General features: G+C 44.4%; 22 protein-coding genes. 12 read left to right on the top strand and 10 right to left on the bottom strand.

All coding sequences use genetic code 11. From position 1 onward, the window contains the following. Positions 1–27 precede the first annotated feature (27 nt). From PHE37_RS08870 to PHE37_RS08845, 6 genes are all read right to left on the bottom strand, one after another. Positions 28–780: an ABC transporter ATP-binding protein gene (locus PHE37_RS08870; RefSeq protein ID WP_299994603.1), complete on the bottom strand. Its 753-nt coding sequence runs from the start codon at positions 778–780 to the stop codon at positions 28–30. Next, complete coding sequence (locus PHE37_RS08865; RefSeq protein ID WP_299928456.1) at positions 777–1,259, bottom strand: DUF4149 domain-containing protein; 483 nt, start codon at positions 1,257–1,259, stop codon at positions 777–779. The genes PHE37_RS08870 and PHE37_RS08865 overlap by 4 nt, the downstream gene beginning before the upstream one ends. After that, entirely contained in the window at positions 1,252–2,085 is an 834-nt protein-coding gene (gene prmC, locus PHE37_RS08860; protein WP_299994605.1) for a peptide chain release factor N(5)-glutamine methyltransferase, read from the bottom strand. Before prmC ends, PHE37_RS08865 begins: the two co-directional genes overlap by 8 nt. Continuing rightward, positions 2,070–3,314 (bottom strand): M48 family metallopeptidase, encoded by a 1,245-nt coding sequence (locus PHE37_RS08855; protein WP_300008447.1) that lies wholly within the window; start codon positions 3,312–3,314, stop codon positions 2,070–2,072. The genes prmC and PHE37_RS08855 overlap by 16 nt, the downstream gene beginning before the upstream one ends. Before the next feature lie 115 nt (positions 3,315–3,429). Continuing rightward, positions 3,430–3,627 carry a hypothetical protein gene (locus PHE37_RS08850; RefSeq protein ID WP_299994609.1) on the bottom strand — a complete coding sequence of 66 codons (198 nt, stop codon included), beginning with the start codon at positions 3,625–3,627 and terminating at the stop codon, positions 3,430–3,432. Between the two features lie 116 nt (positions 3,628–3,743). Further along, on the bottom strand, positions 3,744–5,810 hold the full coding sequence (locus PHE37_RS08845; protein ID WP_299994611.1) for a TonB-dependent receptor: 2,067 nt from the start codon (positions 5,808–5,810) through the stop codon (positions 3,744–3,746). Between the two features lie 163 nt (positions 5,811–5,973). Here PHE37_RS08845 and PHE37_RS08840 point away from each other — a divergent pair, with 163 nt between their 5' ends. The 5 genes from PHE37_RS08840 to PHE37_RS08820 are packed head-to-tail and all read left to right on the top strand — an operon-like array spanning position 5,974 to position 10,929. Further along, on the top strand, positions 5,974–7,194 hold the full coding sequence (locus tag PHE37_RS08840; RefSeq protein ID WP_299994613.1) for a TolC family protein: 1,221 nt from the start codon (positions 5,974–5,976) through the stop codon (positions 7,192–7,194). Next, a complete protein-coding gene (locus PHE37_RS08835) occupies positions 7,191–8,405 on the top strand; it encodes an efflux RND transporter periplasmic adaptor subunit (RefSeq protein ID WP_300008445.1) in 1,215 nt (404 codons plus the stop codon). The genes PHE37_RS08840 and PHE37_RS08835 overlap by 4 nt, the downstream gene beginning before the upstream one ends. A gap of 2 nt (positions 8,406–8,407) precedes the next feature. Further along, positions 8,408–9,115, top strand: coding sequence for an ABC transporter ATP-binding protein (locus tag PHE37_RS08830; RefSeq protein WP_299994617.1), 708 nt, complete (start codon positions 8,408–8,410; stop codon positions 9,113–9,115). Further along, positions 9,112–10,323: an ABC transporter permease gene (locus PHE37_RS08825; protein WP_299994619.1), complete on the top strand. Its 1,212-nt coding sequence runs from the start codon at positions 9,112–9,114 to the stop codon at positions 10,321–10,323. Before PHE37_RS08830 ends, PHE37_RS08825 begins: the two co-directional genes overlap by 4 nt. A 39-nt stretch (positions 10,324–10,362) precedes the next feature. Continuing rightward, the gene (locus tag PHE37_RS08820; protein ID WP_299994621.1) at positions 10,363–10,929 is read left to right on the top strand and encodes a hydrogenase-4 component G; all 567 of its coding nucleotides are present in this window, start codon (positions 10,363–10,365) and stop codon (positions 10,927–10,929) included. An 11-nt stretch (positions 10,930–10,940) separates the two neighbouring features. Here the strand turns inward: PHE37_RS08820 and mscL are convergent, their stop codons facing one another. Then, a complete protein-coding gene (mscL, locus tag PHE37_RS08815) occupies positions 10,941–11,378 on the bottom strand; it encodes a large conductance mechanosensitive channel protein MscL (protein WP_299994623.1) in 438 nt (145 codons plus the stop codon). A gap of 72 nt (positions 11,379–11,450) precedes the next feature. Then, positions 11,451–11,759, bottom strand: a complete 309-nt coding sequence (locus PHE37_RS08810) for a glycine zipper domain-containing protein (protein WP_299994625.1) — start codon at positions 11,757–11,759, stop codon at positions 11,451–11,453. Positions 11,760–11,934: 175 nt separating this feature from the next. Between PHE37_RS08810 and PHE37_RS08805 the strand changes: the two genes are divergently transcribed. The 3 genes from PHE37_RS08805 to PHE37_RS08795 all read left to right on the top strand — a co-directional run bounded on the left by PHE37_RS08805 (position 11,935) and on the right by PHE37_RS08795 (position 18,497). After that, the gene (locus PHE37_RS08805; RefSeq protein ID WP_299994627.1) at positions 11,935–13,212 is read left to right on the top strand and encodes an MFS transporter; all 1,278 of its coding nucleotides are present in this window, start codon (positions 11,935–11,937) and stop codon (positions 13,210–13,212) included. A 76-nt stretch (positions 13,213–13,288) separates the two neighbouring features. Beyond that, positions 13,289–14,929 (top strand): bifunctional protein-serine/threonine kinase/phosphatase, encoded by a 1,641-nt coding sequence (locus PHE37_RS08800; RefSeq protein WP_299994629.1) that lies wholly within the window; start codon positions 13,289–13,291, stop codon positions 14,927–14,929. Positions 14,930–15,014: 85 nt separating this feature from the next. Continuing rightward, complete coding sequence (locus tag PHE37_RS08795) at positions 15,015–18,497, top strand: EAL domain-containing protein (RefSeq protein ID WP_299994631.1); 3,483 nt, start codon at positions 15,015–15,017, stop codon at positions 18,495–18,497. 2 nt (positions 18,498–18,499) lie between these two features. Here PHE37_RS08795 and PHE37_RS08790 read toward each other — a convergent pair whose 3' ends face one another. After that, a complete protein-coding gene (locus PHE37_RS08790; protein ID WP_299994633.1) occupies positions 18,500–19,225 on the bottom strand; it encodes a hypothetical protein in 726 nt (241 codons plus the stop codon). Between the two features lie 115 nt (positions 19,226–19,340). On the opposite strand from PHE37_RS08790, the gene PHE37_RS08785 reads away from it, so the two are divergent. After that, entirely contained in the window at positions 19,341–19,766 is a 426-nt protein-coding gene (locus PHE37_RS08785; RefSeq protein WP_299994635.1) for an Rrf2 family transcriptional regulator, read from the top strand. 32 nt (positions 19,767–19,798) lie between these two features. On the opposite strand, the gene PHE37_RS08780 is transcribed toward PHE37_RS08785, so the two are convergent. Continuing rightward, positions 19,799–21,193 carry a diguanylate cyclase gene (locus tag PHE37_RS08780; RefSeq protein ID WP_299994637.1) on the bottom strand — a complete coding sequence of 465 codons (1,395 nt, stop codon included), beginning with the start codon at positions 21,191–21,193 and terminating at the stop codon, positions 19,799–19,801. A gap of 249 nt (positions 21,194–21,442) precedes the next feature. Between PHE37_RS08780 and PHE37_RS08775 the strand changes: the two genes are divergently transcribed. Genes PHE37_RS08775 through PHE37_RS08765 form a run of 3 tightly spaced genes read left to right on the top strand, consistent with a single transcriptional unit; the run spans position 21,443 to position 24,424 of the window. Continuing rightward, positions 21,443–22,825 (top strand): CmpA/NrtA family ABC transporter substrate-binding protein, encoded by a 1,383-nt coding sequence (locus PHE37_RS08775; protein ID WP_299994639.1) that lies wholly within the window; start codon positions 21,443–21,445, stop codon positions 22,823–22,825. A 10-nt stretch (positions 22,826–22,835) separates the two neighbouring features. Then, positions 22,836–23,627 (top strand): nitrate ABC transporter permease, encoded by a 792-nt coding sequence (ntrB, locus tag PHE37_RS08770; protein ID WP_299994641.1) that lies wholly within the window; start codon positions 22,836–22,838, stop codon positions 23,625–23,627. After that, entirely contained in the window at positions 23,624–24,424 is an 801-nt protein-coding gene (locus tag PHE37_RS08765; protein WP_300008443.1) for an ABC transporter ATP-binding protein, read from the top strand. The genes ntrB and PHE37_RS08765 overlap by 4 nt, the downstream gene beginning before the upstream one ends. Positions 24,425–24,668 lie beyond the last annotated feature (244 nt).

Raw genomic sequence — 24,668 nt, 5'->3', positions numbered from 1 at the left:
CCGATCAGGTCGGGAATGACGAGGATGTTAATGAAACTCTATCGGCCCTTTGGCACGTGCGTGGATAAACTGCTGAACTACTTCATTGGATGAATTTTGAAACGACTCTTTATCTCCTGATTCAACAATGACGCCATCAAAGAGCATTGCGTAATTATCCCCTGCTTTGAAACTCTCAGCGATATCATGACTGATGAGGATAGAGGTCATACCGATATCATCACGCAGACCGTTGATCATCTGCGTGATAAAGTCACTCGTCACCGGATCGAGCCCTGACGTCGGTTCATCGTATAAAATGACTTCCGGCTCCAGCGCGAGGGTGCGGGCTAGCCCTACCCGTTTACGCATCCCGCCGCTGAGTTCTTCAGGATAGAGCGATTTGACGATTTTAGGATCAAGTCCGACCATCGTAAGCTTTTCGTCAATCTTTCGTTCTAACTCTTTTGGGGTTAATTTTTGATGTTCAAGCATCGGGAATGCGACATTTTCTCGAATGTTCATACTGTCGAAGAGCGCACCGCTTTGAAATAAAAACCCTACTTTCGTCCGGATTGCTCGTAATGTCGTCTCATCGGCATTGTCGACACGGATACCGTCAACCGTGATCGTACCGCTATCAGGTTTTAACAGCCCCACGATATGTTTGATAATCGTAGACTTCCCTCCGCCGGAGACACCGAAGATGACAGTGGTCTTGCCCTTCTCGATCTCCAGAGTGACCCCTTTTAGGATCTCCCGCTTTCCGAAGCTTTTGGTTACATTTTCAAAGCGGATCATTTTTTCACCGCCAAAATATAGGCTCTGCGGATAAACAGGATCAATAGCATCACAAGGAGAATTTTAAAATCGATCTCACTCGCTTTGTGCAATGATTCAAAAGAGTTTTGCATCATCACCGCTTCACCTTGCGTTTGGTATTCCAAAATTTTAGGAGTATAGACGGCACTGAATAACAGGAGGGTTCCGATAGAACCCAAAGCACTTAATATCGATATTTTGTCGATTTGCATCACTTTGTATCGGGAGACTTCATAGATTGCAATCACAGCCGTCATAAAATAAGCCCAGTAGGTGAAACGGCGAAAGATTTCCCCCATAATTTTTCCCTCTTCGTATCGAGAAAGAAGCGGCAGTGTCAAATACATCTCAGAGTGAAAGACGACTGCGGCAACGAATGCGCCCAAGATTAGAACGGCTCCTGCCGTCATTGCGATCAATAAAAGATAGATTACATCCACTAACGCTTTTTTATTCATGATGTGCCTTTAATACAAATCCTCGGTCAAACGAGGCTAAATCGGTATAAAAATCTAACGATTTTACCGCAAAACGTCTAAGATATTCTTGGACTTTTAACCGTTGATCGTATCCCATCTCACAAACAAAGAGAGGAATACGGCGATTATAAACCTCATCAAGCAAACGGCGGATAATCTCATCCCCTATTTCCCCTCCGAAAAGGGCATTTTGAGGCTCATAAGAAAGGTTGCTTTCCAATGGGGCATCCTGAGCGATATAGGGGGGATTGGAGACAAGCAAATCGATTTGTTCGGTGATAGCGTCTAAAAGATCGCCCTCACGCAGTTCAATCCGATCACTCAATCCAAATGCCTCTATATTGCGTCGTGCGACCGCCAATGCACGAGGCGAAATATCAACGGCGATAAAACGGGCATTCGGGAGATGTAAGGCCAAAAGGATCGAAATAATACCGCTCCCTACCCCTACTTCGACAACGGTTATCGCTTCATCAGCTGAAACACGTGCCAGTACTTCATCGATAAGATGCTCTGTTTCAGGTCGGGGAATAAGTGCACCCTCATCGATATAAAATTCACGGCTGTAAAAACTGACCCGATTCGTAAGGTATTCGAGAGGGACATTGCGGCTGCGTTTTTCGATCCACTCTAAAAGCAAAGGCGCTTGATCATCGATCTCATCATCTTGACGGGTGATAAAATAGAGTTGATCTTTTTTAAGATAAGCCATCAACAAAAGTTCCGCTTCACGACGGGGAGATTCTACAACCCCTTCCAGTCGTGCCGTCACATCGGCATGGAGCTCTTTTAGTCTTTTGGACATGGATCGGCGTATCCTGAGTCAGTGTGAACATATATATCTGCACCCAAAGCACGAAGACGTTCAACGACAGGAGGATGGGTCGTATGAAAAAAGCGGTATAGAGGATGCGACAGCGGGAAGCTTTTGTTTTCACTCACCAGTTTTTTCAGCGCATTGACGAGATGTTCCGCACCGCCGAGTTCTGCACCGCTTCGATCTGCTTCGTACTCATTATGTCGGCTTACCAATCCCATGAGCGGCATCATGACAAAACTGACGACCGGGAGGAGAAGGATAAAGAGCACCATAATAATCTGAGGGCTTTGGGCAACACCAAGCTCCATATAAAGCGTTTCAGGGAGGTTCCCGAAAAGCGCAAACATTGCAAACAGCATGGCCCCTACCATCGCGATATTTTTGTATAAATCGCCATGGGCGAAATGCCCCAGTTCATGACCTAAAACAGCAATCAGTTCCGAAGGAGTGAGTTTTTGGATCAGCGTATCGAACAATACGACCCGTTTTGATTTACCGAGTCCTCCGAAATACGCGTTCAACCGAGCATCCCGTTTACTCGCGTCACTGATGAAAACTCCGCTGCTGACAAAGCCCGTTTTAGCCATCAGTGCCTCAATCTGCTCCCGTAACTCAGGATTTTCCAATGGGGTTACTTTGTCAAAAAAGAGTGCACGGATCGTCGGAAAGAACATATTGATAGCGATCACGACCGCAAAAATAAATACGAACGTCCAAAGCCACCACAGTGTACTCGAAGTGATAATCATCGAAACAATCCATACGATAAGGCTTCCGATAATAATCGTCAAAAGAGAACTGATCAACGTATCTTTGACAAACTGCGCAACCGTTGAGCGGTTAAAGCCGTATTGGGCATCGATTTTGAATTTTGCAATCCAGCCGAAAGGGAGTTGAACCAAAGAATTGATCACAATCATTCCCATGACAACGATAATGGCGTGAACGCTCTGGCTTTGTACCGCAAATGCTTCATCCAGCCAGCGCATCAAACCGCCGATCCAGATTAAAAACAGACCGAATTCGACAAACGTTTCAACCATTCCGAGTTTTTCTTTTGCGACAGCATAATTTGCAGCATCCAGATATTCGCGCTCACCCATGAGCACTGCACCTCTGCGCTTGATCTGATTGATATACCCGATCTGCATTACGCTGACATAAAGTCGAACAAGAATATAAAAAGTATAAATTCCGATAATTGATGAAACCATTCGATCCCTTAGATTCTGCCTCATTTGAGGCAAGCTTTAGTGCCATAGCGGCCAGCGTAGACTAACGGGGTTTTACTCCGTTAGCGTTCAAAAAATTAAAAGGAGAATTTTACCATCATTTTACGGGTACTTTACCGATTGAATCCTGTACCGGGATTGAATCATTCACATTGCCGAAATAACTCTTGGCTCCCCAGAAAATCAACCCGATCAATAATCCGCTGATAATAACCGTCCAAACTATCGTTTTTTTTGGCCCTTTTAGGTTGTCGTAGTCCTCAATTGAACTTAATGTCGGCTCGTTGTCTACCATAGGTATCTCCTCGTGATTGTAGTGTAAGAATAGTAACCATATTAGCCTAGAATCGGTTAATGAATCCCCCCTAAAATGACGTTTTAAGGTTGGATATTGGTTTATTTTATCGTCAATTACCAACGCCCTTCAAGCGAGAGCAAAATTTGCGGCGATGAATGTTCTTTATCGATTTGAGTTTCGATTAACGTTCCTGACGTATCGTAATATTTTGAGGTGGATGCAATCGTATTTGACGTAATGTTCTTCAGATTTAACCCCAATTTAAACGTCGAATTAAGACGTTTGGTCGCATACAGATCAAATACGCCATACCCTTTTTGCGACTCGGAAAAACCATTTTCATCAATAGGATCGTCATATCCGCCGACATAGCGATAGGCGGCACCGTACGTTAATCTATACGCTTTGAGTGTATGATCGACACCGACGTTATAAAGAAAATTTGAGGTCTGTTTGATCGGACGCGTTACTCCGTTGGCCGTAATGCTGGAGTCTTGATACGTTGCGTTGGCAAAAATCCCCAAACCCTCTGCCAGTGCATCAAGGGACTTCTTCAGTTCAAATTCGCTGCCCCAGAGCTGCCCATTGCCGGCATTGTACGGCCGGGCAAGATATCTGCCGCTTCCGCTGTCAAATGTCGTCGTCGTTTCAATCTTATCGGTGATATTTCTATAAAAACCGCCGATACTGACAATCCCGTTCTCCCCGAAAAAATGTTCTCCCCTAAGCTCATAGCTGAGAGCCTGCTCTTCTTTCAGATCCGGATTTCCGATGTGATCGGGGTGATGAATATCATTTTGATAGAGTGAGCTTACCAAGGTCGCGGCTAAATCGTTTAATCTCGGCAATCTAACCGTTTTAGCGATGCTTGCGCGGATATTATCATTCGATGTCAGTTTATACAGCAGATGAAAGGACGGAGCCACATAATCGATCTTCGATGTCGTTCCAAAATCACGCGATACATTCTCATATCGAATGCCCGGAGTTATAACCAGGTTGTCGCCGCTGCTGATCTCATCCTGGATATAGACAGCCCCCCGGTTTTCACTCAATGTTAATTCACTTACGGATACGGTTCCCGTATTGAGCCTCACTTCATTGTCTTGGTATACGTGTTTTAACTCAATACCCGTTTTTATAAAATGATCGTCCTTGGCAACCGAATAATCGGTACTAGCCCCGTAAAAACGCAATAACGTAGTGTCATTTTGAGTCGCTAAGCTCGGTGTCGGCGTTATCTCCTCGGAAGAGTTCTCCCCTTTTTCGTTATTTTGATGAAATTTGAGTTTCCATTCCAGTAATTCACTGCCTGATAGATGGTATTCACCCCCTAGCTTGGACCAGATCATCACATCATTGGCTTTATCGGTATTTTTGCGAACCGTGTTTGTTGACGCAGACGTACTATCATCCGTATCGGTTTGAGTATTTCTAAGAGACAACGTACCGTCGTAGGTATATTTTTCTTTTGACGATGGGGTATAAATCAGTTTTGTCGTCACATTGAGCATCTTGTCATGCGACTTATCATCACGGACTTCATGCTGTGCCGATGCCGTATAGGTATCGATATTTTCCGTATCCGTTTTTTTATTGTCCGTTACAGTCGCATTGACAATATATGAAAAGGTATCTATCTTTCCTTCTCTTTGGGCATACAGTGTCGCTAAAGGCCGATCTTTATAGGATCCTACGGTCAGTTTAGCTTTCGTCGCACCTTTCGATTTTGGTTTTTTAAGGACGATATTGACGATCCCACCCATCGCTTCAGCCGTATATTCTGCCGAACCGTTGGTCATTATTTCGATACGTTCAATCATATCCGGAGATATTTGTTCCAAAGGATTTGGGCTCCGTTTTGAACCGGTTGAGGCTTCCTCTCCGTCTATGAGGACAACCGTATACCCTTTACCCGGAGCCCCTTTTTTCGTTTTTCCTTCCGGAATCGTCACACCGGGCGTCCTTTTGAGAATTTCAAGGGCATTTTGATCACCGTATTGGGTCAGTTCTTCACCGCGGATAATCCGTTTGGCGATCGAGTTTTCTTTGCGTTCTTCGAGAGTTTGAACCGTGTCTTGAACTTCGATTTTATCCAGTTGCAGAATCTCTTGGGCACATACACTTGAAAAGCTCATACCGGATGTGAGTAAGATGGGAAATAGTAAACGATGTTTCACAGTCTTTCCTGAAAGTTATAAGAGATATAAAATGTTTGTATTTTATCCAATAAATTATAGAAGAGTCGTATCGGTTAATACCCCATTAATTTTTAGATACGATTTAAATTCCATTAACATAAATGTTACCTAGATGTTACTCAAATTGGACTACAATAGGATCATGAAAAATCGATTTACACTTCCTATTATCACCACCGTGTTACTGGTTATATCTGCAAATGCAGATGATATGTCACTTCTCTCACCGGAGAAGCAGCGTATGTATGAACAGCAACAGCAGCAAATTGATTCAGGATACGAAAAGCTCCGGTACGACTGGCTCGCTCCCATCAATCTGAAAGCTTCAAATACCTATGAAAAATCAGCCTCAACGTCGATGCATGATACCCGGCAAAACGTATCGGCAGGAATTGCACAGGATATCTTCCGTTCGGGAGGTATTACCTATTCGATTGATTATGCGGAAAGTAAAAAAGATGCCGATACGATCAGTATGCATAAAGATATTGCAGGAGTCAATCAGCAGCTGATTACCAATGTGCTGAATTTCCGAAAAAACACCCTGTTGCTCGAACAAAGCGAACTTAAACTCAAAAACGGCAAAATTGAAATTTATCTCAAACGAAAGCAATATGAAGCGGGAGATATCGATATCACTTTGCTCAATAATGCCTTGATGAACCAAAGCAGTGAGCTCAAAAACAATACAGCTATCCGATTTACCCTTTCTCAATTGCGTCTCGAAATACTAAAACTAAGTGACCGCCCTATTGAAAGTATCCATTTGCCAACCTTCACCCTCATGCAGAAAAACGATTTTTTGGATGAAGGTTGGAACTTTCGCTATGCTCAGGCACAAAGCAGAAGCAGTGCTCAGCAATACGGTCAGATAAAAACTTCTTATCTCCCAAAACTGACCCTCTCTGCCGATGCCGGATTACAACGCTTTAATTCGAATGATCTCCCCTCAGCCAACTATAACGGAGGTTTTTACGATATGGGATTACAGCTGTCAATGCCGCTGGCGTATAATGCATCCGCCGCCACCCAAGAAGCACAAAGCCTTTATCTCAAACAGCAGGCTGAAGCGGCCGATATCAAACGACAAATGGACGGGCAATACGAACAATCGATCGAACATATATCGAGCTATCAACGTGTTATTGCCATCACCAAAGACAATCTCACCTCTTACGCAGAGTTGATTAATGCGACTAAAGCGGCTGTCGATGCCGGGTACAAAGCCGGCTATGATTTGCAAACCATTCAAAACACCAAAGCCATTGAAGAACTCGAGATCAGTATCAATGAAATCAATATTCAAATCGAATTAGCAACTCTCTACACCATGACACGCCATTCTCAGGAGCTACAGTTATGACCAAAAATTCTGATACCATCGAAAAGACACTCGGACTGGGAGAGAACCCCGCTCCGAAGAAATGGAAAAAAATCTTTATTGCCCTCTTCTTGCTTCTGGTGATCGGTGCTGCAATCGTAATCGAAATGAAGCGAAACAAAAAAGATGACGTTGCTTTTATCACTGTCCCTTACAAAACTCAGGATCTTACTACATCAGTCTCCGCTACCGGTAATTTAGAGCCGACGAATACCGTAGATGTCGGGATTGAGGTTTCCGGAACCATTAGCGAGGTACTGGTAGACTACAATGACCGTGTACATGTCAACCAACCAATGGCAAGGCTGGATACGACCAAACTTATGGCGGTTGAAACCAGTTCTAAATCCAACTGGATGAAATTTCAGGCTAATGAACAAAGTGCCAAAGCTACTTTGGATAATGCAGTCATCGAAAACGATCGGGTGCAAAAAATGTATGCATCCACTCAGGGGAATTATCCTTCCCGTAAAGATATGCAATCTGCCTTAACTGCCCTCGAACAGGCGAAAGCCGGACTTGCTGCCGCCAAAGCACAGGTTGCCCAATCGTTCGCCCAGCTTAAAACCGATCAAGATAATCTCAAAAAAGCGGTCGTGGTTTCTCCGATCGAGGGGATCGTTCTCAGCCGAAAAATAGAACCAGGACAAACCGTCGTCGCATCGATGCAGACTCCGGTCTTGTTTACACTTGCCGAAGACCTAACGAAGATGAAAGCGATCGTCAGTGTTGATGAAGCTGATATCGGCGGTGTCAAAGAGAATCAGGAAGTGCAATTCAGTGTCGATGCCTATCCTAATCGGGTGTTCGAAGGTAAAATTACTCAATTGCGGATGAACTCTGAAATCGTCAACGGTGTCGTCACGTATGAAGCGGTCGTGGAAGTTCAAAATAATGATCTTCTTTTACGTCCCGGAATGACTGCCAATGCGTCTATTATTACCGGCCTATTTAAAAATGTTCCGGTAGTCCCTAATGCGGCATTGCGGTTTACCCCTCCCGCCACTGACAAAAATGATAAGAAAAAACATGCTACGAATGGAGACGACAAAGGAAACTATGTTTGGATATTAAAAAACAAAACTCCTGTAAAAATCAAAGTCGATATCGGACAATCCAACGGAATCATGAGTATTGTTAAGAGTTCATCGTTGAAAATCGGAGATCAAATCATCACCGGAGTTGAAGAATAACCATGACACACTCTGATACTCCGGTCATCGAACTTAGAGGAACCAAAAAATATTACGGAACGGGGGACGCCACTGCCTATGCTCTGCGCGGAGTGGATCTGAAAATATATCAGGGTGAGTTTGTAGCGATCATGGGGCCAAGCGGGTCGGGAAAATCGACAGCCATGAACATCATAGGATGCCTCGATACTCCGAGCGAGGGGCAATACCTTTTTGAAGGGATAGACGTCGGTTCACTCAGCCGTGATCAGAGGGCGATATTGCGACGCAACTACATCGGATTTATCTTTCAAGGTTTCAATTTATTGGGCAAAACGTCCGCTATTGAAAATGTGGAGCTTCCGCTTCTGTATCGGGGGGTTCCCGCGTCAGAACGCCGTAAAACGGGTATGGAGGCACTTCTCAGTGTCGGGCTTGAAAAAGTTGCTCATCATACTCCCGGAGAACTCTCCGGCGGGCAGCAGCAGCGTGTTGCCATCGCTCGGGCTATTGTTACCAATCCGTTGGTATTGCTTGCAGATGAGCCGACCGGTAATCTCGATACGGCGAAAAGTATAGAGGTGATGGAACTGCTGAGTTCGTTTAACCGCGATCACGGCATTACGGTCATCATGGTAACCCATGAAAGCGACATGGCCGCCTATGCAACCCGTACGATCCACTTTCGAGACGGTGTTATCGACAATACCGAACATAAGGCAATCCCATGATTTGGAATGCCTTTATTTTAGCACTTCGTGAAATCCGCCGCAGCGTCATGCGCTCCGTCTTGACAACACTGGGGATAGTAATCGGGGTTGCATCGGTTATCGCGATGGTCATGTTGGGAGATGCCACAACGGCCTACGTCACCAACAGTATTTCCAAACTCGGCAGCAACATGCTCATCATCCGCCCCGGACAAGACCGTCACGGACCGGGCGGCGGAGATGCTACGGCAAAACGGTTTACCCATGATGATGTTACGGCAATTTCTCGTGAAATCGGCGGGCTAAAAGGGGTAGCTCCCGTCTCTTCAAAAGGGATGCAGGTCGTATATGGGAATCAAAACTATTCTACCTCCATCGACGGTAGCAACAACGACTATTTTATCGTTAAAGATTGGACGTTTGAATCGGGACGAAATTTTACTGCCGCCGAACTTCAGGGGGGAAAAGCCGTTTGTGTAATCGGAGAAACGATCCGAAAAGAACTTTTCGGTGATCAAAATCCTCTGGATGCTTCGATCCGTCTTGAAAACTTTTCATGTCAGGTCGTCGGACTGCTCCACCCTAAAGGAGCCTCTATGTTCGGATCGGATCAAGATGATGTCATCGTCGTCCCGATCCGAATGTTTCAACGCCGTATCAGCGGTAATCAGGAAATTGCGACCATCATGCTTTCCGCCAAAAATGCTTCCAGTGTTGAAAATATAAAAAACGGTGTTACAGCCTTGATACGGGAACGTCGTCACATACATTTAGGAGATGAAGATGATTTCAATGTCCGAGATCTCCGTGAAGTAGTCCAAACTCTCTCATCCACAACCAAAATGCTCACCTTATTACTCGGTGCCGTCGCAGCAATCAGTCTGCTCGTCGGAGGGATCGGGATTATGAATATTATGCTCGTTTCCGTTACCGAACGAACACGTGAAATCGGGATACGGCTCGCAATCGGTGCATTGGAGCATGAGGTATTGCTTCAATTTTTGGTAGAAGCGGTCGTACTCTCTTCACTGGGAGGAATCATCGGTATGATATTAGGGATAGGCATCGGAATCGGCATCAACCTCTATTTTGACCTGCCGTTCGTCTTTAATACCTCAATTGTCATTATCGCTTTTTTCTTTTCGACAATTGTCGGAATCGTATTCGGCTATTTTCCTGCCCGTAAAGCGGCGCGCCTAAATCCGATCGATGCTTTACGTCATGAGTGATTTGCCGATATAGTTATATACACTCCAAAAGGAGCATTTATGCAAATCGGAACATCACAATCCACTATCAATCCGTACACACAAAGCGGTGTGACACTCACTGAAACCGATAAAGCGGATTTCAAAGAGAAAGTAAAAAGCGGCGAAATATCCGCAAAAGCACTCTCTCAGGCGTACCTGGTCCAATTCAGCCAAACAGTTGAAACCTACTCCGCCGGGAATTTAGAGGCACAAAGCGCCCCATTTGATCTGAACAAGATTAAAGATATTTTGAAATCGATTGATTACAACGCCATCGGATATACCGGGAAAGCCATTTCGGATATGACACCGGATGAAGCAAAAGCATTGGTAAGTGAAGATGGGTATTTCGGCATCACACAAACCTCTGCACGGCTCAGTGATTTTGTCCTAAACGGCGGTGGAGACAACGTTGATAAACTCAAAGCCGGACGAGAAGGGATTATAAACGGGTTTAATGAAGCTGAAAAAATGTGGGGAGGAAAGCTGCCTGATATCTCCTATCAGACTCTCGATAAAGCTCTGGCTAAAATCGATGAAAAAATTACCGCTTTAGGCGGCAGTATACTAGACACTACCGCTTAAACAAACCCTGTTTACTGCGCACTTTTGCAGTAAGGGCAGGTTTTTGCCGCGAGAGGAATTTCCATCGCACATTCTGCGCATACTTTTGTCGTCGGTGCAGCCGGTTCCGCTTCCGGTTCGGCAGCTTTGAGTTTATTGTAGGCTTTTACCATCATAAACATGACAAAACCTAGAATGGTAAACGAAATGGCATCATTGAAAAAAACGCCCAGCTTGATTGCCGGAGCACCGGCCGCATCCAAAGCCGATAATGACGGGTATTCTTTACCGTCAAGTGCGATAAACAACGATGAAAAATCGACACCGCCCATCAACAGTCCGACCGGCGGCATGATCACATTACTGACTAATGATTTAACAACCGTTGCAAAGGCTGCCCCAAAGATAAACCCGACCGCCATATCGACCACATTTCCCGAGATAAGAAATTTTTTGAATTCGCTAAGCATATGATGCTCCTTTCGATCTAATTCCTATACTATACCCTGAAAATGTTCGTGAAACGTTAAAAATTCACATTTTTAATCTCGATCATGTCCGTAACGATATCCATAATGTTCTCTGTGATGTCTTCTATGTTCATCCTGATAATAGTACCGATTATTTACCCTTGAGGGTTCCTTGCTGCTGCCGAGAGCTGCTCCGAGAGCACCTCCTACACCTCCGCCGATGATTGCACCGTCTTTACCTCCGGCAGATGAACCCACGGCAGAGCCTACACCTGCACCTAGCATACTTCCCAGTACCGCATTGCCGTCAATTTGCCCGGCTTCCGCACCCGCGTTTATAAATACTACAGCAATACATGAGAGTAATAGTTTGTTCGACATTTCAGTTCCTTACTTTTTAGCAGAATAGTAGCGCTGAAAGTATTAACGCATAAACAATGAACCTCTTTTCAAAGTCATAATTCAATATGATTATTTTTTAATCAATATATTGATTGTTTTATTTCACAAGAGTGCTACAATTATTTCAGATAAAAAAATCCTAAATGGAGTGAAGATGAAATTCGGTGAATTAAAAAAAGAGGGGCACTGGCCGTCGCTGCTGGCTGCCTTTTTGTATTTCGACTTTAGTTTTATGATGTGGACGATGCTCGGTCCATTGGCAACAGAGATTAATGAGACCCTTAGTGCTGCAGGCAATGCTCTTAATGATGCTCAGATTGCAACCTTGCTTGCCCTTCCTATCTTATCCGGTGCATTGCTTCGGATTCTTCTCGGATTTTTCGTGGACAAATTCGGACCGAAGAAGACGGCTCTCGGCTCACAGCTGATCGTCATTTTTACCCTCTTTTTCGCATTTTTCCAATCCGATGCAATTACCTATAATCAGTTGCTTCTGGTAGCGCTCGGTCTCGGATTCGGCGGTGCGTCGTTTGCCGTTGCTCTTCCGCAAGCAGGACAGTGGTATCCACCGCGATTGCAAGGGGTTGTTTTGGGTATTGCGGGTGCGGGAAATATCGGTGTCGTCATCGACTTTTTGTTTGCACCGAAAATCGCACAAGTCTGGGGATGGCCGTCGGTCTTTCTGGTCGGCGGGATTCTATCGACAATTATTTTCATCGCCTATGTGTTCTTGGCGAAAGATGCACCCTTAAGCGTCTATAGACCGAATCCGAAAAAATTCAAAGATTATATGAAGTTGCTTCGCGATAAAGACACATGGTGGTTTAACCTCTTTTATGCCGTCTCATTCGGAGGGTTTGTCGGATTTGCCAACTATATGAAAGTCTATCTGATGAACACCTATCAAAGCGATATGTCCGCAATCGGTCTGGATATGTTAAATGAAGATAATGTCAAAGTAATGGCAGGATATTTCGGAGCACTTTGCATCTTTGCCGGTGCAGTACTTCGTCCGGTCGGCGGAGCTATCGCCGATAAAATGGGAGGCATTAAATCCCTCTACGTATTTTATGGTAGTATTGTATTACTATCACTTATCACGGCATTGATCCATTTGCCGTTTTGGGCAGCGATTACGGTCATGTTTTTGATCATGGCAAATCTCGGGATGGCAAACGGATCGGTATTCCAGCTCGTCCCGCAACGGTTCGGTAAAGATATCGGTATCATGACGGGGCTCATCGGTGCGGCAGGCGGCTTGGGCGGATCGGCATTGATCAAAACGTTCGGTTGGTCGCAGGGTGCATTTGATGGCTACGCTGCCGGATTTTTGATTTTTGCCGGATTCGTCATGCTGGCGATATCAGGGATCTCCTTGGTCAAAACCCGCTGGAGAACAACATGGGGTGCGACTGCAGGTGCCCGGATTTAATTCATTATCCGATCCAACACACTCAATGAGCAAAGCCCATTGAGTGCTAAGGTCAACTATCCAATCAAGGGTTTTCATGCTGCAACTGCAATCAAGTGAACATATTCTTCCGAAAGACGGTTCCACCGGGGATGACGCATGTGCCTATACCATCATCGATAATTCGGTTTTAGTATCGGTACTGTGCGACGGTGTAGGCAGTGCCAAACGCGGCGGTACTGCAGCAAGACAGACCGTAAAATTTTTCATTGATCAGTTTAAGTCCCGTCCGAAAGCGTGGGATATCCCAAAAATAATGGAAGTTTTTACCCGTCACATCAACGGTCTTCTCTTCAAAGAGTCGATTGCACAATACGGACAAATCGAGTTATTGACGACCCTTTGCCTCGCTGTAATCGAAGGTGAGACGCTTTATACTCTCAACCTCGGAGATTCCCGAATCTATCTCTTGAAACCCGAGGGAGATTTTCAACGTCTCAGCACCGATCATACGATGGATGATGAGTATATGTCTCATGTCCTGACCCAAGCCTGCGGTCTGAGTGAAAACATCGACTTGCACGTCGTATCTACCCCTGTAGCCATTGGAGATACACTGGTTCTATGCAGTGACGGTGTCTACAATCTGATCGATGAAAAGAGTTTCAGTGATCTGGTACACCAAGGTCTGGGTGCCGGTACCATTATCAATCATGCTTCACAAAACGGTAAACTGCACGATCGGGATGATATGAGTCTGCAGATTTTTCGGATCGAAGGGCTCGATCCGCTGCACGCCATTAAAAACATCCCTTTGCTGATTCCGGAATCACTCTATGAGGGTGACGTTATCGACGGTTATACGCTCCTCTCACCCATGATGGAGCACCGACGTATCTGGAAAGTGTCAAAAGATGGACAGCTCTTTGTGATGAAATTTCCGATGCGTACCGACGATGAGCAGGCATTGGACGAATTCGTACGTGAAGCGTGGACGGCAAAACAAATCTCACATAAAGCGTTCGGTCATGCATGGGTTCCTAATGAACGCAGCATGCGCTATTACATGATGGATCTCGTGGAGGGGATCAATTTAAACGATTACGTCAAAAATCGCCCTCTTTCGGTCGATAATGCGATTGAATTAGGAAAATTTCTCCACCGTGCCGAAGCCCATTTACTCCATTTAGGTCTGGTTCACGGAGATATTAAACCTGAAAATATCCTCGTAAACACAAAAGAGGGTGAATCGGGAGTCACTTTTAAAATGGTCGATTTCGGATCAATCGTCGAGATCTTTTCGACCAATTCCCGTGCCGGTACTCCCTCCTATTTGGCTCCGGAACGCTTTAGCGGAAGCATCATCAACGAATCGACCGAAATCTTTTCGATCGGAGTCACCCTCTACTGGGCGCTCACGGGCAAACTGCCCTACGGTGAAATCGAACCGTTTCAAACCCCGACGTTTAAAACCGCCAAACGCCCGGTCAAACTCAATAGTAATATTCCACTTTGGCTCGACTCCATCATTATGCGCTCTATTGCCATCACACCCGATCAGCGCTATGGACATTATTCCGAGTTTTTTTACGAGCTGAAGGCACCTGAAAAAGTCAAACCCTTCTTTAGCAAAGAGACACCTCTCATCGAACGCTCTCCTGTCTTGTTTTATAAAATCGGATTTTTTATCCTCCTTGCATTGGAAATAGCCACATTCATACTGTATGTATCTAAATAATTATTAGTTTTTTCTGCAAACAGGTTTTAAAAAAACGGTGTTATAATAGTTGTTAATACGAATGCGGCTAAAGGGAAGTAGAGTAATGGGGATTTCTTTATATCGGAAAAAAGGGTGGAGTGCAGGGATATTTATATTCCTCATTAGCGCCTTTGTATCGATAGCAATAATTTGGAAAATTGAAGATACCCGTTTTCAACAAAAGCGGGCCATTACAAAAGAAGTAGCCATTGCAAAAGCGAATCAGTTTGAAAAAACAATCGAGCGCAGACTCGCATTGACGTACCCTTTTGCCGCCATGATCCAACAAATGGGGAGTGTTCCGAATTTCAAATTGATTTGTGAAGAGTTGATCGTCAATTATCCTCTGATCTCTGAAATCGCGCTTGCACCGAATGGAGTCATTTCACAAGTCGCACCTCTTTCAGGGAATGAAAAAGCGATAGGTTTTAATCTGTTAACTGACCCCATACAGAAAAATGAGGCTCTCCTCGCACTAAAAACCAGAAAGATAACATTGGCCGGACCTCTCAATCTTGTGCAAGGGGGAAAAGGACTTGTCGGCAGACTTCCCGTTTATACCGGCGAAGAAAAAAAGTTTTGGGGCTTTGTCATTATCGTTATCCGTTTCCCGGAAATTCTTGAATTTACCGTTTTGAACAAAGAGGGGTATGACTACGTGCTCACCCGAATTCATCCGCAAACACGGCTGCCTCAAGTTATTGCCCAATCCAAAACTGGAACATTGGACCAGCCGATTGAAACCACCATCCATGTCCCGAATGCCCAATGGAAGCTTGCTATCACCCCTACAAACGGATGGTACAATAAATGGATTATTTCCATTGAAGCCGCATTAGGAATTTTCATCTCTCTGCTCTTCGGATACATTGCCAAACAATACACTGAACTGAAAAGTTACCGACATTATCTCGAACAGAGGGTCAAAGAACGTACCTTTGAAATTGCAAAAACCAAAAATGAACTCCATACGCTTCTCAATACCATCCCCGATCTTATATGGCTAAAAGATATCAATGGCGTCTACTTACTCTGCAATCCTATGTTTGAACGCTTTTTCGGGGCAAAAGAGGATGAGATCGTCGGCAAAAGCGATTACGATTTCGTCAATGCGGAGCTGGCAGATTTCTTCCGTGAAAAAGACCGTTTGGCAATGGAAAAAAATGGTCTGAGTATCAATGAAGAGTGGGTAACCTTTGCCGACGACGGCCATCGTGCACTGCTCGAAACAATCAAAACTCCGATGCGTGACGAAACAGGAACGCTCCTCGGAATTCTGGGAATTGCACGTGATATTACCGTCCACTATAACCATGAAATGCGTAATCAACAGCTCTCGAATCTGTATGGGGCCCTCAGCCATTGTAATAAAACAATTGTCCGTGCCGAAACTCCGGAAGAACTTTTCATAGAAGTATGTAAAGGGATCGTTTCGGATAACGGTATCGTTATGGCATGGATCGCTCTCATCGATTCAAGCGGTGAGTATGTCCGAGTAGCCGCTTCCTATGGAGATACCCATCATTATCTGGAGGGTATTGAGATATCCATTCTTGCCGATATTCCATCCGGTAAAGGGCCGACCGGGACGGCGATACGTGAAAACCGTCCCTATTGGTGTCAGGATTTTTTAAACGATCCCGTTACCGAACCGTGGCATGAACGTGGTGCCAATGCAGGATGGAAGGGCTCTGCCGCATTGCCGATTCATCTGAATGGGAAAGTGATAGGGGCATTTACCGTCTATGCGGATAAACCTGATGCTTTTGATCAATCCAGTCAGGAACTGCTAACCGAGATGGCGATGGATATCAGCTTTGCGATGGAAAATTTTGATCGTGAAACAAAACGGAAAAAAGCCAATGCCGATTTACTCAAAACAGAAAAACTCCTGGAGGAGATGAGTTCCGCAGCCCATATCGGCGGATGGAAAATCAACCTTAAAAATGGACTCGGTATCTGGACAAAAGAGGCGTCTCTTATTTATGACTTAGAGCCTTCCGATGAAGTTACATTAGCGACAGGGCTGAGTATTTTTCATGGACCATGGCGAGAAAAAGCACAGACGGCTCTGGATACAATCATTCGTGATGGAGTTTCACGCGAGCTGGAACTCCAAATGACGACCCAAAAAGGGAACCAAAAATGGGTTAGAATGATCGCATCAGCGATCCGGGAAAGTGGAGAAATCACCCAGATTCAAGGTTCTGTCCAAGACATTACAGCCCAAAAATTGGCTGAAGAGAAAGTGCAATGGCTGGCCCATTATGATTCCCTCACCGAACTGCCGAACCGTACTCTCCTCAATGATCGAGTGAAATATGCCATCAGTATTGCTTACCGTGCACAGGAACCTGTAGCCCTGCTCTTTTTGGATCTGGATCATTTTAAAAACATCAACGATTCTCTGGGGCATTCTATCGGTGATGATTTACTCATCCAAGTCTCAAAACGTATACAGTCCATTGTGCGTGATGAAGACACCTTGTCCCGACAAGGAGGAGATGAATTTGTCATCCTCCTCCCGGGTACCGATGCTGACGGAGCGGCCCACGTTGCTGAAAAAATTATCGATGTCATATCAGAACCGTATTATATTCAGCAGCATGAACTTACCATTACCCCCTCTATCGGGATTGCGCTCTACCCAATCGACGGAAAGAATGCAGAATTACTGTTCCAATCTGCCGATGCCGCAATGTATCGGGCCAAACACGATGGACGAAATTGCTATCGGTTCGTCACACCTGAAATCCAGGCACGTTCTACTCGCAATCTTGAACTCGAAAATGCCCTTCGCAATGCTGTTAAACGAGATGAGCTGGAACTCTATTATCAGCCTCAAATATCGATTGAGACAGGGGGAATTGTCGGGGCAGAAGCTCTTTTACGATGGAATCATCCGATATTTGGAATGATCTCACCCGTAGAATTCATACCGATTGCCGAAGAGAGCGGACAAATCGTCACGATCGGAGAATGGGTTCTTCGTCGTGCACTCGGACAATTAAAATCGTGGATTTCTGAGGGAATAGAGCCCTTTCTAATGGCCGTCAATCTCTCCGCTATCCAGTTCCGTCATCCCCAACTCGTTTCATTGATCTTAAGTATCCTCGATGAGCTTCAGCTGCCGACACACTATCTGGAACTCGAATTGACAGAAGGAATCGCAATGGAGAATCCGCTTCATGCTATCGAGTTGATGAAGGAGCTTGACAGTCATGGAATACGGATGTCGATCGATGATTTCGGAACCGGGTACTCTTCACTCAACTACCTCAAAAAATTCCGGGTCTATAAACTCAAAATCGATCAATCTTTCATCCATGACATAACTGAAAATTCAGAAGATAAAAGCATTGTACAAACGATCATCAATATGGCGAATAGTCTCAATATGATTACGATTGCAGAGGGAGTCGAAACCGCTGAACAGCTTTCACTGCTGCGTGAAAACGGTTGTAAAGAAGTGCAGGGATATTATTTTAGCAAACCGCTCCCCGCACAGGAATTTAAAGCATATGTATTAAATCCGACGCTGCCGTAATCTTATTTTTCCAAAATATAAAGATTATTGCTCGGATGGCACTCAGCGACAAACCGCTCTTTCAATTCACGGTCAAACGTCATCAGATAGGCATTTGCATTGCGGAGTGAAAGCTTTTGAAAGTGTCCCAGTAAAATATCATCGGCTACGTTTTTGCCGTGATCGCATTTGGTGAAATTAAACGACTGAAGCGTCTTTTTATAGTCGTACAAATCCGCTTCCCATTGGCTTTTATACAAATAGAGCGAGTCGGGATTAGCTGCAACATAAATACGGTTATCGGGAATATCGAATTTCTCGATGACGTCATTAAAAAGTGATCCGATATTCGAAAAGTTTTCAATATCCCAAAACAGATAATCTCCTCTGTTCTGAGTCGCTTTTACTTTGTTGATCAACGTGAGACGTTTCGAAATATTGTAGTGGTTATGGGCAATATCGTTGATCAGTTCGATCTTGTTTTTGAGCTTTTCGGCATCGGCGGTGTCAAATTTCAACACTTTTCCCAGAGCGATATAGAGATCGATATCGGCGAGTTCCTGTCTCGCTCCCCCTTTTTGGTAATTTTCCAATGCTTTGAGCTTGTACTGAGGAAAAATAAGTCCGATTTCCATCGTTTTTCCTGCACCGAAAGCATTTTTGACTTTGGATAAAACGCGTTTCGCTTCATCATTTTCTTCGATTTCAATGGAACCGTAATATTTTTGATTGATAATAATTTTTTGCATGATTCGCATTTTACTGATCACAACTTAGTTCTCTCTTCGATATTATTCCTATCTCTTACCCAAAATTTCTTTTTATATGTCACAATTACCCTCCAAAACAGTTTAAAGGTTTTCAATGCTCTCTTCCGCTTGTCAAGATACGATCCGAGCCGCAGTATGGCTCTCAACCAAACCGGCAGGAGAATTCCATCGAATACAAGTGATCAGTGACGCGCTCGATCTTCCCTTCCCTTTTTTGGCAAAATCGCTTCAGAAACTGGTCCATGCACATCTTCTAATCTCTCAACGCGGTGCGACAGGCGGTGTCACGCTCGCACGCGAAGCTTCGGAAATTACACTCTTATCCATTATAGAAGCCGTGGACGGAACCACCTTTTTTGATGCCTGCGTTTTGGGGATCGGAGATTGTGAAGCGGAAAAACCGTGTGCCCTGCATGCCCAATGGGATATATGGAGACAAGAGATGCTGGAGATGTATGCAGCAATGCGCTTAAGTGATATTACGGATGACGTCACTTTACGAAAAGTAAAACGGATTTAAAACAACCTAACTGCTAGACTCGCTATCAACTCTTATTTTTGCTCGACTCTATTACGCCCATTCATTTTGGCCGAATACAATGCATTATCAACACGGGCCAAAGCAGTATCAAAATTACTGTCCTCATACGACAATACTGTCAGGCCGATACTCACCGTAAAAATTATTTTCTCCCTACCATACTTTACCGTATGATTGGATACTTCTTCTCGAATCCGGTTGGCTAAGACAACTGCTCTGTCTATTGTCGTATCAGGTAAAATCACAGCAAACTCTTCTCCTCCGATTCTACCTGAAATATCCGTTTTACGTAAATTTCTTTTTAAAATACTCGTGAATCTTTTTAATACTTCATCACCGGCCAGATGTCCGAAAGTATCATTGATATTTTTGAATTTATCTAAGTCCAGCATCATTAAAGCGGTAGCATTATTTTTATTACGCTGTACTCTAAAAATTTCTTCTTCCAAACGGCCAGTAAAATATCTTCGATTAAACAATCCGGTCAAATAATCCGTAGAAGCTTGCTCTTCGAGCTGATGCTGAAGCTTTTTTTCACTTGTAATATCTAAAATACTCCATACAATCCCTACACTTTGTTTCTCAAGCTCTATTGGTGCACCAAAAAACTCGCAATCAATATATTTCTGATCTTTTCTTTTGAGTGTATATTCAAGTTTTAGTGACAGATTATTGTGCGCTACGCTAAATTTTTCTTTGACGGTTTCATACGATTCCTGAGTAATATGAATAAGCTGTGTATTCTGCCCTAACAATTCATCCTTTGAATATCCGATAATGTCGCAAAAACGTCTATTCGCCATCATGATCTGACCACTGTTATTAACCACAAAAATACCGGAAGCATTATTTTCAAAGATCATTTCAAACCGTTTTTTGGCAAAATACAATTCATCGAGTGCGAACTTCCGCTCCAAAAAAGATCCAGCCCATCGTGCTAATAACCGCATAAATTCATAATCGATTTCATCGTATTCCAAATATCTGCCGTTCGGTGAAGAAAAATTGATTGTTCCGTATATTTCAGAATTCACTCTGACGGGCGCACCGATATAAGATACGAGAGCAAATTCTTTATGACATGGATGACCGACATATTGTGACTTTGTAACATCGGTAATGGCGAGAACGTCATCTATTTCCAATGTCGTTTTACAATATGTAGAACCAAGTGCGAACAGTTGCCCGTCATACAGGGTATCTGTCGGCGACGATTGAACTTCAACTGTATAATTTTCACCGACAATATGACTGACAATAGCAAACTCCAGACCGAAATACTCTTTCCCGACAATGAGTGCTTGAAGTAATGTCTCCTTCGGATCCAGGTTGGATATAGCGGCAATTTCATTAAGTTTTTGGAGAGCATTATTTTGCCGTTCAACAATTTCATATTTATGGAACAAAACACTCTCCTTCTCGTTTTGACATATTTTTATTTTCTATAATCTATCCCTGCATGTTTAAATTATAACTTAACTTGTATGCAGAGATGGGTTAAATCACAGCAATATCCGCTGATAGAAATACAAAACAATAAAACTATAAATAATAATCATACTATTGTTTATTTTTTAAACAATAGACTGCATTCTATTTCGGACTTTTTACTCTACAATTATTTCAGACAAAATAGTCTTAATAAGGAGTTCGATATGAAATGCTTGAATGTTTTAGGAAAAGGTGCTTTGCTACTCTCCATCGCCGCTTCTATTGCGATGGCTGCACCGGAAAAAACAAATCTGAAAATCGGTTTCATCGCCCTAACCGATTGTGCGCCGATCGTTATTGCAAAAGAGAAAGGATTCTTTGCCAAACACGGTTTGAACGTTGACGTTGTAAAAGAAGGCGGCGGCTGGGCCGGCATTCAGCAAAAAGTGATCAGCGGCGAATACGACTATTCCCACGCACTTGCGGGAATGCCGTTAGCAGCGACACTCGGCATCAGCGGAAATACACCGATGTATGCCCTCCTCTCCCTCGATTACAACGGTAATGCGATCACTTTCGGAAACGATGTCATCACACAAATGGAAAAATACGGTTTGGATGCGGTCAAGCGCCCAGTTACCTCTGCTTCGCTCAAAAAACTGATCGATGCCAAGCATGCCGCTGAAGGCGCAAAATATAAACCGCTTGAATTCGGTATGGTATTCCCTGTCTCTACCCATAACTATGAAATCCGCTACTGGATGGCTATGAGCGGGATTGATCCGGATGCCGATACCACCTTGAAAGTTGTTCCGCCGCCTCAGATGGTAGCAAACCTCCAAGCCGGAAATATCGACGGATATTGTGTCGGTGAACCGTGGAATGAACGGGCGGTTATGGCAAATCTCGGGTCTTCTTTGGTAACCAACTATGACATTTGGAATAACAAACCCGAAAAAGTTTTGATGTCGACCAAATCGTTTGCCGACAAAAATCCGGAAACTACCCAAGCCGTCATGCAGTCGATCATCGAGGCGCAAAAATGGCTCGATGCTTCATGGGATAACCGAAAAGAGGCTTCCGCCATCCTCTCTAAAAAAGAGTACGTCAATGCACCCAAAGACATTATCGACAACTCCATGACCGGAACATTTCAGTTCCTAAAAGGCAAACCAAGCGAACCGAATCCGATGTTTAACGTCTTTGCCAACGATTATGCGGCATATCCGTTCTACAGCCATGGAATGTGGTATTTGACCCAAATGATCCGCTGGGGACAAATCGATAAGCCAATCGATATGAAAAAAACAGTCGAAGCGGTTTACCGTCCCGATTTGTTTGCCAAAGCGGCAAAAAGCGTTGGATATTCTCTGCCGGCTTCTCCGTGGAAAATCGACGGTAAAGACCAATATAACAAGTTCATTGACGGCAAAGTGTTTGACCCCAATCATGCCGTGGATTATATCTATGACACCAAAGTCAATCATGCCAAAGTTTCCAAAACCGCTTTAGCCAAAGCCAATACGTGGAAAGTCAAAACACTCCAGCCTGCATACGTATGCCCATACGGTCCGGCAGGATGTGCCAATCCTAAATACATCAAATAAGGGCTGAGTCATGAATTCAAAAGCGTTTGAATTGGGCAAGAGGATCGTTCTTCCTCTGCTCGTACTCGTACTCATCATCGCGGGATGGTCGGCACTGGCAAGCCATGTCGAACAGTTTCCGACTCCGAGTGAAACCTACGATGTCGCGAAAGAGGTATTTGCCGATCCGTTTTATATCAACAATGAGGATGACAAAGGGATAGGCTGGCAGGTACTCAACTCTCTTGAGCGGGTATTCGGCGGATTCGCTCTGGCAATTCTTGTCGGAGTACCTTTAGGTCTATTGATCGGGATGAGCAAAAATGCGTTTATCGCATTCAACCCGTTTATTCAGATACTTAAGCCGGTTTCACCGTTGGCATGGCTGCCATTGCTTCTTTTTGTGTTCAAAGATATTAACCTGACTGCAATCACAACCATTTTTATCACCTCGATCTGGCCGATTATCATCAACACGGCACTTGGGGTGAGAAGTGTAAGCGAGGATTATCTCAACGTTGCAAAAGTGTTGCAGCTGACGCCGTTTGAGAAAGTATTTCAGATCATCCTCCCGGTTGCGGTTCCGTTTATTTTTACGGGAATGCGGCTCTCACTGGGGATTGCATGGCTCGTTATTGTCGCAGCTGAAATGCTCACCGGCGGTATAGGAATCGGGTTTTGGATCTGGGATGAATACAACAACCTAAACTATCACTCGATCATCATCGGAATTGCGATCGTCGGGGTGATAGGGCTGATTTTGGATGGCATCATGGGTGTGATTGCCGATTTCTTTGATTATCGAAAGCGAGGACGGGCATGAGTGTAAAACCATTTTTAAAAATCGATCATGTCGATAAAATCTTCCCTTTGGGCGGAGGAAAAGAGTATGTCGCACTTCGGGATGTCAAACTCGAGATTAAAGAAAATGAAATCGTTTCGATTATCGGGCACTCTGGCTGCGGAAAATCGACGATTCTCAATCTGATAGCCGGCTTGGATACGATCAGTAACGGAACCATACTGTTGGAAGACAAACATATTACGGCACCCGGACCGGAACGTGCCGTGGTCTTTCAAAACCATTCGCTCCTCCCGTGGCTCAGTGTCTATCAAAATATCGAGATGGCCGTACGAAAAGTGTTGGGCAAAGATCTCAGCAACAGCGAAATCCGCGATCACGTGATGAAATATATCCAAATGGTCAATCTCGACCATGCCAAAGACAAATTCCCCGGTGAGATCAGCGGCGGGATGAAACAGCGTGTCGGAATCGCCAGAGCCCTCGCCATCGAGCCGAAAGTGCTGTTGATGGATGAGCCGTTCGGAGCGCTCGATTCGCTCACACGCGCCAATCTGCAAGATCATTTGATGCGGATTCAGATGCAAACAGGCAATACCGTCATCATCATCACTCACGATGTCGATGAAGCGGTCCTTCTGAGCGACCGCGTCATCATGATGACCAACGGCCCCGAAGCGACGATCGGAGAAGTGCTGGAAGTCAATCTTCCGCGTCCCCGCAATCGTTTGGAATTACAGCATAACGAAGAGTATCTTCGATGCCGTGGCGCGATTATCGAGTTTCTCTATTCGAAATTTGCAAAAGAAGATGAATAAAATGCACGCTTGCGTGCATGGGCATTGCGCCGAGCAAAACTCAGCGTTAGCGTAACAAAGCGGGGCTTTGCTCCGTTTGTGTAATAAACTATACTAAGGATTCATATATGAAAAAAGTCACACTATCAGCAGTAGCTGTATTAACCTTGTTGCCGAATGTACTGAGTGCAGACGGTTTTACCCTCTTTAGCGATGCAAAAGTGAATGGGGAAGTTCGTCCTCGTTATGAGAGTGTGGATGATCA

This window comes from Sulfuricurvum sp. (assembly GCF_028681615.1).
Taxonomy (GTDB): domain Bacteria; phylum Campylobacterota; class Campylobacteria; order Campylobacterales; family Sulfurimonadaceae; genus Sulfuricurvum.
This window is presented reverse-complemented; position numbering and strand designations above follow the sequence as displayed.